Source organism: Dapis brunnea BLCC-M229, from assembly GCF_050015995.1.
In the GTDB taxonomy this organism is placed as follows: domain Bacteria; phylum Cyanobacteriota; class Cyanobacteriia; order Cyanobacteriales; family Microcoleaceae; genus Trichodesmium.
Genome location: NZ_JBNHEP010000231.1, coordinates 17,693 through 29,782 on the forward strand (window position 1 = coordinate 17,693; position 12,090 = coordinate 29,782).

Consider the following 12,090-nt stretch of genomic DNA (forward strand, 5'->3'; position numbering starts at 1 on the left):
TATGGGAGGCGACTCTCGATTTGACTTTCAGAAATTTTTGCTAGTGGAGGAGTCAGTAAAAATTCAGATAATCTCTCTGACTCTTAGCTCTAGAAATGCCTTGGCAAAATATAGTCTACTCAAAATTTTTCACAGGAGAAAAAGTTGGATATGGGAGGCGACTCTCGATTTGACTTTCAGAAATTTTTGCTAGTGGAGGAGTCAATGAAAATTCAGATAATCTCTCTGACTTTTAGCTCTAGAAATGCCTTGGCAAAATATAGTCTACTCACAAATTTTCAGATGAGAAAAAATCGGATTTGGTTGGGTAGTCTCTATTTGACTTTCGGAAATTTGTAGTAAGGCAAAATATAGTCTACTCAGAATTTTTGAGATGAGAAAAAAGTCGGATGTGGGAGGTTACTATAAATTTGACTTTCGGAAATTTTTAGTAGTGGAAAACTCAGTAAAAATTCATATATATAATATGTCTGACTCTTAGCTCTAGAAGTGGCAAGGCAAAATATTGCCTACTCACAAATTTTCAGATGAGAAAAAATCGGATATGGGAGCTTACTCTAAATTTGACTTTGGGGAATTTTTGCTAGTTAAGCAGTTATCTACAATTAAATATAATGTGTCTGACTCTTAGATCTAGAAGTAGCAAGGCAAAATATTGCCTACTCAGAACTTTTGAGATGAGAAAAAATTGGATATGGGAGATTAATCTAAATTTGACTTTCGGAAATTTTTAGTAGTTAAGTTGTGAGGAACTATTCATATAATCTGTCTGACTTTTAACTCTAGAAGTGGCAAGACAAAATATAGTCTACTGAGAAATTTAATTATATTTTTCAACACGCATTTTCAAGGAAAAAGTATTGAGTATACCAGTAAAAATCTGTATAAGTATAGTATGTAAAGGCTTTGAAGCATTACCAACTATTAACCAACTTAAGACGTTGATTATTTGGCAAAAATTATGACCGTTACTCCACCACAAAACGTACCCCAAGAAGTAAAAATTCAACTCCTATTAACAGGAGGGCATCAATATACTATTTATCTTAAATCTGATGCACCCTTACTCCAACTTTTAGCCAAAACATTATTATTTAAACATCAAAAAACTGAAAATTCTAGCCTATTTCAAATTCCTCTAGCAGAAGGTCATTCCGCTTTATGTTTTCCCAGCGAACATTTAGTAGGAATGGTAACCGAACCACCAATTTATTTGCAGCACTTACAACCACAAGATAGTAAATCTAATATTAAAACTTATACTCCTCCTACTTCTACAACAGATAACTTAGAATCTCGTTATTTAGTTATAGAAAATTTATTCACAAATTTAGAAACTCAACAATTATTAAACTATATATGGCAAAGGAAATCAGATTTTGTACCAACTACAACATCAACTAAAGCTGAAAATTATCGTCGTTCTTTAGTATTGCACTCTTTCCCAAAATTCCGAGAATTGATAGTCAAGAGAATTAAAGAAATTTTTCCTGATGTATTAAACAAATTAAGCATTCCTGCATTTTCAATTGCCGAAATTGAAAGTCAGTTAACAGCTCATAACGATAATAACTTCTATAAAATTCATAATGATAATGGTTCTCCTGATACTGCAACTAGAGTTCTTACTTATGTTTACTATTTTTATCGAGAACCTAAAGCATTTACAGGAGGTGATTTAATAATTTACGATAGTCAAATTCAAGGAAAACACTATGTCAAAGCCGAAACTTTTAAAACTATAGAACCTACAAATAATAGTATCGTATTTTTCTTGAGTCGTTATATGCACGAAGTTTTGCCAGTAGCTTGTCCTTCTCAAGCTTTTGCAGATAGTCGCTTTACTATTAATGGTTGGATACGGAGAAATAATTAATAATGAATAATTAATAATTACAGCTCCCTTCTCTATAATTCCCATTTCTCCTGATTCCTACCCTTACCAACGGACTTTTTCGGTAAACCCTAATTGGTGTTAATTATTCTTGCTATTTACTTCTCCCCCGCTCCCCCAATTCCCTACTCAAGAAAGTGTACGTTTATTAAATTGGTGTAATTATGCTGAGTCACAAATATAAGCAAAATCTAGTTAAATCAAAATGTGTGAAAATTGATAATTTTTTAACTCAGGCAGAAAATAAAAAAATTCTCGAATCTGTGATTAAACTAGAAGCATATTTTCAAAAAAGTACTACTAGCTTAAACTTAAGTGACCCTAACTTTCGCAAATCAACAGTATTACATTTAGCACCTATTTCTAAAACTAGAATTAGTCAACGAATTAAATTAATTTTACCTCAAGTTTTAGTTAAACTTGGTCATCAAGAATTTCCCATCGCTCAAATAGAAGCACAAGTAACAGCTCATAATCATGGTCATTATTATCAGACACATAATGATAATGGAACGCCAGAAGTTGCTAAAAGAGAAATTACCTACGTTTACTATTTTTATCAACAACCCAAACAATTTTCTGGCGGAGAATTAATTCTATATGATGAAAAAATGGATAATAATTACTATAAGCAGGCAAATTCATTTAAGAAAATTGCACCTAAAAATAACAGTATTATTTTCTTTCTTAGTCGTTACTGGCACGAAGTTTTACCAGTAAATTGCCCTTCTAAAAATTTTGCAGATAGTCGCTTTACTATTAATGGTTGGCTATGGAAAAATAATTAATAATTAATAATTACGGCTCCCTCCTCTATGATTCCCATTTATCCTGACTCCTACCCTTACCAACGGACTTTTTCGGTAAACCCTAATTAGTGTTAATTATTCTTGCTATTTACTTCAAATTTTGCAGATAGTCGCTTTACTATTAATGGTTTGCTATGGAGAAATAATTAATAATGAATAATGAATAATTAGGGTTTGCTCAAAAAAGCAGAGTGTGGAAAGACAGGGAAATCGGACTTGGTATCAATATTATGCTAAAATTCTATTTCCTTACTTGAGCAATTATCAGATTATGACAAATAGACTTTCACGAGCAAAATTTTTCAGTTTGTCTAGTAAACCGAGTATTTCAATGCAGATGATGTGGGTAGGTTTAACAATTACAATTTTGTTTATATTAATTGCCGTTTTTTCCCCACTATTAGAAAATTTAGGCTTACTCCAAGACCCTCAAGAATTTCTCAGTAACCCCATACATCAAGCACCTTCTTTTGAACATTGGTTTGGCACAAGTCGTCAAGGTTATGATGTATTTTCAAGAACTTTATTCGGCGCACAAGTTGCTTGGCAAGTTGTAATTTTAGCCACAGCATTAAGTTTAATTATTGGTGTGCCATTAGGAATGATAAGTGGTTATCTTGGAGGTAGAGTTGATAAAATTTTAATATTTTTTATGGATACTGTTTATACTTTGCCTGGATTATTACTTTCGATAACTTTAGCTTTTGTCGTGGGAAAAGGAATATTAAATGCTGCGATCGCTTTGAGTATTGCTTATATTCCACAGTATTATCGAGTAGTTCGTAACCATACAGTTAGTGTCAAAACGGAACTTTTTATTGAAGCGGCAAGAGCGATGGGTGCTAATACTTGGAGAGTGTTGACTCGTTATTTATTTTTAAATGTTATTCAGAGTGTTCCTGTGTTGTTTACTCTTAATGCTGCAGATGCAGTTTTAGTATTAGGAGGATTGGGATTTTTAGGATTAGGATTACCTTCTGAAACTGCTGAATGGGGAAATGATTTAAGGTTAGCTTTAGATGCTTTACCAACAGGTATTTGGTGGACTGCTTTTTTTCCTGGTTTTACTTTAACTTTAATGGTGGTTGGATTATCTTTATTAGGGGAAGGATTGAATGAATTTGTTAATCCTAAATTTAGAAATCAGTAGACAACTCTTGCATCAGTTATCAGGTGTATATTGCGGGTTTTTAACTGTTGCCTATAATCTGGTATTACCTATAATAATCTTCAATTATATATTTTATGCTACCAGGATTCAAAACTGAGTTGCAACCAAATAATCAACAAAAAACCATTATGGCTAAACACGCACTTTGTTCCACGTCACGCTTGGAATAGGGGATTATGGCTGACTAGAAACATTCTTAATTCCCTATTCTAATAATCCTGATAGTAAAATTAAATTTCCTACTGAATTTGATTGGCATAAGCTTTTGAAGCCAAATAATTATACCAATTTCATAAAATATTGCTACAGTCACGATACAGGGAACACTTAACTGGGAAAGAAAAACATAATAAAAAAGAGGAAAAAATGTTTAATTTTTAGAATTTATGGAATTTATGGAATTTATATATTTTTTATTGTAGTAATAAATCATAAATTAAGATGTAAATCCCTTTTTTGAATTTGGTATTAGACACACATTGGACAGATATTAAGAAATAATGTTTGATAGCGTGGCATATGCTCGCGACAAATGGCTAAAACCTGGTGGGTTAATGTTCCCGAATCGTGCTACCATTCTGCTAGGATTGTACACGCCAGGGAACGATGGCGATCGCGCTGATGTTTTCAGGACAAAGCTAGAAAAAGAGATCGCAGAGTGGAACGAAACGGTAACCTTACTTCAGGGTCTTGATGTGGACTACTCCGGTTTCACAGATGAACTGGTGCAGGACTTGTCAGACTACTTTTTAAAAAATAGTATCCGCGTCAACTACTTATCCCCAGACAATCTCGCCTCCCAGCCACAGAAAGTGCTTGAGTTTGACTGTGCCACTGTCGATCCGACCGCACTTGTCCAGTTCAGTCAGGATTTCGAGTACTCGATTAGCAAACACGCTGAAATTAAAGGATTTCTCGGCTGGTTCACCACAGATTTTCCCAACGGAGTCGTTCTGGACACAGGAGTTGGGGAAACTTACAATCACTGGGGACAGCTACTATATCCGCTTCAAGAGAGCTTAAAAGTTGTACCAGGCGATCGGGTGGTGGGAACAATTACTGTTAGTCGAGATCCCGATGAGCCTAGATTTAACGTAGTTGAGTTCAAATACCAAGTTGGCATGGGATCAGAAAAGACGGCGGTCGTCAATATGGGTAATGTACAACACCTAGATGAGTGGTCGAAAACCTTTTTACATTAATACTGAACAGTGAAGCCCAAATTAGCGGGCTTCTGGAAAAAGTTTACTGAGTCTTAATGCCCTGTTTGCTTAATGTGGTTAAGTATATGCCAAATAAAATAATAAACAATGACAGCCAGTTCAGCAAATTTAAGGTTTCTGAGAAGATTACCCAAGCAAGGATACCAGTAACAATTGGATTAAGCAAGAGGATGGTCGCGATTAATCCTGAAGATAACCATTTGAGGCTATAAGCCATCAAAGTTTGATTTAAAATTACGGTGATACCCAGAATAATTACGGTTAGCCATCCTCCCCAATAATGGGGAAAGAGGTCGTCGCCAGTTAGCCAGAGAATTGGCAAGAGAAAAAGAGTTCCCAGCAGACACTGCACAATCGTTATCACTATAATACTCAACTGGGTTCGCAGTTTTTCCATCACCACTAGATTTCCAGCCCAGAAAACAGCAGAAAGTAAAGCCACTCCGTCACCTGATAGTTTTTCAATGGTGATGGATAAGTCATTAGCTGCCAGGGTGATGGAACCCGTAATAGCGATCGCCATTCCGATCAGAAATGGGCGATCAAACTTTTGACCAAATAAACTCCATCCCACCAAAGTAATAAATAGTGGGGTGACACTGTGCAGGACTTCTGAGTTAGCAACGCTGGTTTGAGTCAGAGAGAAAGCCCAAAGTAATTGGAAACCCACAAAAGATATTGCCAAAATTAGCGACAATAGAAGGCTATGGGTATCGGGAAAAAGTTTGATATCAGATGAGTTTGGAAGCGTTCCCGTAGCGAATTCTCCCGAGTATCGCTGCTTTAGGAACAATAGACCATTCCATAATCCTAAAATTGCCGTCGCGATCCAAAGGCGATTAAATATCGTGGCATTAGAGGTGATAGAACCTTCGCTAATTCGGAACAAAATCGGAATGAAAGCAGTTATAAATAGAGTCGTTAATATGGCAATATAAGCCTTTTTGACTTCGACTGGGAAAAAGTTTGACTCCGGTAATTCCAATTGCTCTGTCATTGTATTTCTAAAAAAATAGTAGCAGCGAGCTTAATTTTAAAGCATTAATTAATATTTTTGCATAAAAATCAATAAATATTTATGCAAAATCAATAGTTTTGTTAATTAGTTAGTATTAGGTGGTAAGTATTAGGCAACTTTTTTTTACCAAAAAATAAGGTCTAAAGCCTCCCCTTTTAAGGGGATGAAAAAAATCAATTTCTGTATTTCAAGCCTCTGGGTTTAGCCAAAGGTACTGATAACTGATAACTGATAACTGATAACTGAAATGACCTACAACCTACCACCTAGAGCCTTTTTAAACACTCAGCAATTACCATCTACCAAAACTACCCCAAAAAGCACCAGAAATTATTCCCCAAATTGCCCCAATACCTGCACCAATAATTACTCCTCTCAGCAAAGTAACTTGACCACTAATTCCTATATTTAAAAACAAATCATCACCAATAGTTATAGATAAAATCGCTCCCATAATTCCCCAAGCGATCGCTGTCAAAAAACAACCCCAAATTGCCCCAACAATTGCACCTCTTATCCCAATTAATTCTAATGCTAAAGGTAAAGGAGGAGCCATAATTAATCCACCAAATATAATTCCTGATATTGTTCCACCAATAGCACCATTACCACCACCAAAAATCAAAGTAACTATTAATAATTGAGGTAATTTATCACCACTAATATCAATATTTGGTTGACTCCAAAACAGTAAGCAAATTGTAGCAACTATACCTATAATTGTACCGAAAAACGACCCCCAAATTGCACCTAAAATTGCTCCAGACTTACCCCAAATTCTCACACCTCCCAAAAACATAGGAGGTTTAAATAAACTCCAAACTAAACCAAAACTTCCTCCCAAAAATGCTCCTGATAAATAAGCTTTACCAAAATTAGCATCCCGATTTAATATTGCTAACATTAATCCTCCAATAGCACTGCCTAGAAAAAAACCACCAATAATTCCAGCTATTATATAATTTTTACTAGATTCATCTTGTCTAGCCATTAATGATTTCCAAATCAGACTGATAATTGTACACCACAAAACACCCATTAATAATGCACTTACAATAGTGACTAAATTTTGATTAATTCCGATAAATAAACCAGCTAAAGCAGCACAAAATAAAATACCCCAAAGAGTGCCAATAATCATGCTCCAAATTATTTTATTAACCATATTAATTTGACTATTAAGTATTTTTTTTGAAGAATGTTCTCATTTATAAGTTTAGGTTTAATTAATCAGAATATAGGTAAGTCACAGGTTAAAAAATTTACCTTTAATGAATAATTCCTTCCTATTTATTAAGTGCAGCTTGATAAATAAATGGTATTAGTAGTTAGAAAAAACTACTCGAAACCCTAAAAAATTATCTTTACTATCAGGAATTAAAGCATAACGAGAGGCGCTACGACAACGCCTTGCACCAATATTCCAAGAACCCCCCCTTAAAACTTTATATAAACTATTTGATTCAGATTTCCAAATCCTGCCATCTGATGGTGCAAAATTATAATTACTATGCCAGTCATCAGCACACCATTCCCAAACATTTCCGTGCAGATCATATAAACCAAAAGCATTGCCTGGGAAGCTACCAACTTGTGTGGTTTGACGACGCCATACTCCTCTAGAAATTTCTCCATAATTAGAATTTCCATTATAATTAGCTAGATTAGTTGTAATTGTTTCACCAAAATAAAAAGGAGTAGTTGTATTTGCACGACAAGCATATTCCCATTCAGCTTCACTAGGTAAACGATAGTTTTTAGCTGTTTTTTGAGAAATTCTGGCACAAAATTCATTAGCTTCGTACCATGATATGCTTTCTACTGGTAAATATTCGCCTTTAAATTTGGATATATTAGGATTTAAAGGTATATTTATTTGGGGAAATTTTGATGCTACAATTTGCCATTGTGCTTGAGTTATCGGATATTTACTCATAAAAAATAAGGCAATAGTAACTTGATGTTGAGGTCCTTCATTTGGCAATCTTTTACCCTCCGTTTTGGGAGAACCCATCCGAAAAGTACCGCTGGGAATTGATACCATTTCTATAAATATTTCACTATCTAAATATTCTTTGATAAAAGACACCTTTAGACGTTGCCTTTCAGTTTTATTACCTCTCAGATCGACTTTTAAGGTTTCAAATTCGAAAGCATTGTTTGAGGTATTACTAATATTTGATTTTTTTTGACTAGCACGATTTTTGTACAAAAATAAGCTGCAACTTAAACTAAGTCCTGCTATACCTAAAAAATTTATAAAATTTCGACGATTGCTCATAGTACCATTTTATTGATTTCTGGATAACTAAAAAATAAATAGCTTGAACTATAGAGAGTATCTTTCAACAATTAATAATTAATTATTACTTCTCCTTGAAAACGGATAGGATTGACTAATCATGAAAATTTTTTCTTCTCAAGGGGAAATTGGATATGGCGTTTTCGCCTAAGAGCCAACATGAAACGCTGCGCGACTTGAATTGCTAAGTGGCTCTGAAAGAGCAGGAGACCTCGCCATCCCATCCTAGGTCATGTTCCGCAAACAACCGCTTGTTTCTCCTTTAAAAGAGAGGCTTTAAACCTTAATTATTCTGTAATTATTAACTTTAACCAGTTAACCTGTATTAATACAAAGATGATATTATAGTTAAAATTTAGTTTATTATATTTTATGCCAAATCAAGAAGCACCTGAAATTATTAAACAACGTCTGCTATATAAAGGTAGAAAATTTAACTTCGACGTTAACCATCTACGTCTACCTAATGGAGTTGAAGGAGACTGGGAATGTATTCGTCATCCTGGAGGTGCTTTATGTATTCCTGTTACTTCAGATGGAAAATTAGTTTTAGTAAAACAATATAGATTTGCCATTCAAGGTAGGATTTTAGAATTTCCAGCAGGTACGATAGAAGAAAATGAAAATCCTGCTGATACTGTCAAACGAGAAATAGAAGAAGAAACAGGTTATCGAGCAAATAAATGGCAAAAGTTAGGAGAATTTCCCCTTGCTCCTGGATACTCAGATGAATTTATTTATGCTTTTTTGGCAGAAGATTTGGAGAAATTAGAAAATCCTCCGGCACAAGATATTGATGAAGATATGGAAACAGTTTTAATGACTCCTCAAGAATTAGAAAAAGCTATCTTAGAGGGAGAATTTGTAGATGCTAAATCTATCTGTAGTTTATTTTTGGCCAAACCATTTTTATCAGGAATCTAGAAGTAATAATTCAGTAGTCAGAATTAATAAAGTAGGAGATGGTAATTTTTTTTTACTCTTATTAAGGGTACATAATATTATTGCTCGACTAAGAGTGTAGTATTAATTCCTGAAAATTTCTATTAAAACAAAAAAATATTTTCCCTAGAGTAAATTAACCCAGTAATTTCAAATTCAAAAAAGATAGTTACAGCAAAAAAGGAATTTGTTCAGTACGGAGTAACTATCGAATTTAATTTTCCCTATTGCTACCTAAAATCTCCCCTACTCACTAAAAAAAGTTAATGCAACAGTATTTGTTGAAACTGATAAGTAGGTAATTCAATAATTAATTATTAATTATTAATTATTACCTCTCCTTGAAAACGGATAGGATTGACTCAAAGGAAAAATTTTTCTCTCTTGGTCGATTGGATATGGCGAGGAGACCTCGCCATCCCATCCTGACGGAATGCTCCGCAAACGACCGCTTGTTTCTCCTTTAAAGCAGAGGTTTTAAACCTTAATTTTTTGGTAAAATTAAATAGAAAATTATTTTTAACAGAAAACAGGGATGAAATAATTTCTCTCACCTTACCCGAAATCTTAGCTCTTGGTTTTATATTTTTTTAAACTCACTTCATAAGAGAGTATTTTTAAACAAAATATTAAAGCTGGAACTGATGGGATAAATTTAAATTCATAGCTAATAGTATAGGATTAAGCATTTAGCATTCAGTTACCCTCCCGGGTCGGAACTGTTTTTTTCATGTCGCGTAGCAAAACAACTAAAGTAAAAACTATTGGCTGTAAAGGATTTCAATTTTATCAATGTCTTAACACTTTTTTGTAGTGCTATAAAAGTCTTAAATATTCAAGAAGTAGCTATATTTTAGTCAAGATTTTCGGATTATTTTTATGGTAGTCAATATAGCAATCAGCGCATTGGTTGTGAAAATTTTTATAACAGTTAATTTTAACTGAAAATATTTTAAATTATGACTCCTAAGTACCACGAAAATATTACAACTGAAATAGGATTGTTATAGTTGTGTATTTTTGCCTCCTCTCCATTCCCTACTCGCTCCTCCCTACTTCCTTTTTTACAAAAATGAAAACTGTAATAGCTAAATTAGAAAAAATTAATTGGCACTCATGTCAGATAAAAATCAAAATGATAGGTAACTTAGAATTACTCTAAACCCAGTCATTAAAGTTAATGGTAAACTAAAACAAAATGTCTCACTTAATCCTATTTTGGCATCGGCGCGATCTACGCATTTCAGATAATATCGGACTAATACAAGCATCTCAAGAAACTCAAACAGTAGTAGGCATATTTTGTCTTGATGAAAATATACTCAAACGAGACGATATTGCCCCGGCAAGAATTACTTATATGATTGGTTGTTTACAACATTTACAAAAACGCTATAAACAAATAGGAAGTCAACTATTAATAATCTCAGGAAAACCTACAGAAGCTATACCAAAATTAGCAACTTTTTTAGAGGCAAAAGCAGTATATTGGAACCTAGATGTTGAACCTTATAGTAAGGAACGCGATCGCCAAGTTCAAAAAAACTTAGAAACTGCAAATATTCAAGTAAAAACTTTTTGGGATCAACTTCTTCATTCGCCAGAAGAAATATTTACTGGAACAAAAAAACCTTACAGTGTCTACACTCCTTTCTGGAAAAATTGGCATAGCAAAAAAAAATCTAACCCACTCAATACTCCTTTACTCAAAGGATTAACTGAAGAGCAACTTCAACAGACAAAACAAATAGGAGTAATTGACTTACCTATTGCTAAACAATTAGGATTTAATTGGGAAAATAAACTCATTCTTGAACCAGGAGAAACAGCAGCATTAGAAAAATTAGAAACATTTTCTAATGGTGCTATATCTTCATATCAAGAACAGCGAAACTTCCCTAGTATTGATGGAACATCTCAACTAAGTGCCGCTCTAAAATTTGGTACTATTGGTATTCGGACAGTTTGGGCAAAAACTCAAGAATTAATAGAAAATTGTTCTAGCGATGAAGCATTTGAAAATATAGAAACCTGGCAAAAAGAAATAGCATGGCGCGAATTTTATCAATATGTTATGCACCATTATCCAGAACTAGAAACAGGTCCTTACCGAGAACATTGGAAAAATTTTCCTTGGGAGAATAATGAAGCATATTTTCAAGCTTGGTGCGAAGGCAAAACAGGTTATCCTATTATTGATGCTGCTATGCGTCAGTTAAATGAAACAGGTTGGATGCACAACCGTTGTCGGATGATAGTCGCCAGTTTTTTGACCAAAGATTTAATTATTAACTGGCAGTGGGGCGAAAAATATTTTATGCAGAAATTAATAGATGGAGACCTTTCTGCTAATAATGGTGGTTGGCAATGGAGTGCTTCCAGTGGAATGGACCCAAAACCTTTGAGAATATTTAACCCCACATCTCAGACACAAAAATATGACCCAGAAGCAGAATATATTCGGCAGTGGGTTTCAGAGTTAGGTCGTGTAGATACAGAATATTTAGTTACTGGTAAAATTCCAGCGGATGAAAGAGAAGGTGTAGGTTATCCTGCGCCTATTGTTGACCATAAAAAAAGACAACGATTATTTAAATCTCTTTATCAGGAACAGAAAAATTAGTTGAGCAGTTATATCTTCTCACTGAGAATATCTCCCTGAAAAATTTTCACTTGTGGATGAAGTCAAATATTGGTGAGAAACATTTTGAAAGGTATTTTCTTTCTTATC

At 34.0% G+C, this 12,090-nt stretch carries 10 protein-coding genes; 7 read left to right on the top strand and 3 right to left on the bottom strand.

Annotation, left to right across the window (positions count from 1 at the left end; all coding sequences use genetic code 11):
• From ACP6PM_RS26835 to ACP6PM_RS26855, 5 genes are all read left to right on the top strand, one after another.
• A partial coding sequence (locus tag ACP6PM_RS26835; RefSeq protein WP_426589954.1) for a hypothetical protein occupies positions 1-193 on the top strand: 193 nt, incomplete at its 5' end.
• A gap of 768 nt (positions 194-961) precedes the next feature.
• Positions 962-1,876, top strand: a complete 915-nt coding sequence (locus ACP6PM_RS26840) for a 2OG-Fe(II) oxygenase (RefSeq protein WP_426589955.1) — start codon at positions 962-964, stop codon at positions 1,874-1,876.
• 182 nt (positions 1,877-2,058) lie between these two features.
• Positions 2,059-2,682, top strand: a complete 624-nt coding sequence (locus tag ACP6PM_RS26845) for a 2OG-Fe(II) oxygenase (RefSeq protein WP_426589956.1) — start codon at positions 2,059-2,061, stop codon at positions 2,680-2,682.
• A gap of 292 nt (positions 2,683-2,974) precedes the next feature.
• Positions 2,975-3,853 (top strand): ABC transporter permease, encoded by an 879-nt coding sequence (locus tag ACP6PM_RS26850; protein WP_426589957.1) that lies wholly within the window; start codon positions 2,975-2,977, stop codon positions 3,851-3,853.
• A 521-nt stretch (positions 3,854-4,374) separates the two neighbouring features.
• Positions 4,375-5,076, top strand: coding sequence for a hypothetical protein (locus tag ACP6PM_RS26855; protein WP_426589958.1), 702 nt, complete (start codon positions 4,375-4,377; stop codon positions 5,074-5,076).
• Between the two features lie 43 nt (positions 5,077-5,119).
• Here the strand turns inward: ACP6PM_RS26855 and ACP6PM_RS26860 are convergent, their stop codons facing one another.
• The 3 genes from ACP6PM_RS26860 to ACP6PM_RS26870 all read right to left on the bottom strand — a co-directional run bounded on the left by ACP6PM_RS26860 (position 5,120) and on the right by ACP6PM_RS26870 (position 8,396).
• The gene (locus tag ACP6PM_RS26860) at positions 5,120-6,094 is read right to left on the bottom strand and encodes a DMT family transporter (protein WP_426589959.1); all 975 of its coding nucleotides are present in this window, start codon (positions 6,092-6,094) and stop codon (positions 5,120-5,122) included.
• Between the two features lie 313 nt (positions 6,095-6,407).
• Complete coding sequence (locus tag ACP6PM_RS26865; RefSeq protein ID WP_426589960.1) at positions 6,408-7,280, bottom strand: hypothetical protein; 873 nt, start codon at positions 7,278-7,280, stop codon at positions 6,408-6,410.
• 156 nt (positions 7,281-7,436) lie between these two features.
• A complete protein-coding gene (locus ACP6PM_RS26870; RefSeq protein ID WP_426589961.1) occupies positions 7,437-8,396 on the bottom strand; it encodes a formylglycine-generating enzyme family protein in 960 nt (319 codons plus the stop codon).
• A gap of 393 nt (positions 8,397-8,789) precedes the next feature.
• On the opposite strand from ACP6PM_RS26870, the gene ACP6PM_RS26875 reads away from it, so the two are divergent.
• Complete coding sequence (locus ACP6PM_RS26875; protein ID WP_426589962.1) at positions 8,790-9,341, top strand: NUDIX hydrolase; 552 nt, start codon at positions 8,790-8,792, stop codon at positions 9,339-9,341.
• A gap of 1,216 nt (positions 9,342-10,557) precedes the next feature.
• A complete protein-coding gene (locus ACP6PM_RS26880) occupies positions 10,558-11,982 on the top strand; it encodes a deoxyribodipyrimidine photo-lyase, 8-HDF type (protein WP_426589963.1) in 1,425 nt (474 codons plus the stop codon).
• The last annotated feature ends 108 nt before the right edge of the window (positions 11,983-12,090 follow it).

What these genes read in the sequence shown, in the direction of transcription:
- ACP6PM_RS26840 (WP_426589955.1), top strand. Translation starts at nt 962, where the DNA reads ATGACCGTTACTCCACCACAAAACGTACCCCAAGAAGTAAAAATTCAA.
- ACP6PM_RS26845 (WP_426589956.1), top strand. Translation starts at nt 2,059, where the DNA reads ATGCTGAGTCACAAATATAAGCAAAATCTAGTTAAATCAAAATGTGTG.
- ACP6PM_RS26850 (WP_426589957.1), top strand. Translation starts at nt 2,975, where the DNA reads ATGACAAATAGACTTTCACGAGCAAAATTTTTCAGTTTGTCTAGTAAA.
- ACP6PM_RS26855 (WP_426589958.1), top strand. Translation starts at nt 4,375, where the DNA reads ATGTTTGATAGCGTGGCATATGCTCGCGACAAATGGCTAAAACCTGGT.
- ACP6PM_RS26860 (WP_426589959.1), bottom strand. Translation starts at nt 6,094, where the DNA reads ATGACAGAGCAATTGGAATTACCGGAGTCAAACTTTTTCCCAGTCGAA.
- ACP6PM_RS26865 (WP_426589960.1), bottom strand. Translation starts at nt 7,280, where the DNA reads ATGGTTAATAAAATAATTTGGAGCATGATTATTGGCACTCTTTGGGGT.
- ACP6PM_RS26870 (WP_426589961.1), bottom strand. Translation starts at nt 8,396, where the DNA reads ATGAGCAATCGTCGAAATTTTATAAATTTTTTAGGTATAGCAGGACTT.
- ACP6PM_RS26875 (WP_426589962.1), top strand. Translation starts at nt 8,790, where the DNA reads ATGCCAAATCAAGAAGCACCTGAAATTATTAAACAACGTCTGCTATAT.
- ACP6PM_RS26880 (WP_426589963.1), top strand. Translation starts at nt 10,558, where the DNA reads ATGTCTCACTTAATCCTATTTTGGCATCGGCGCGATCTACGCATTTCA.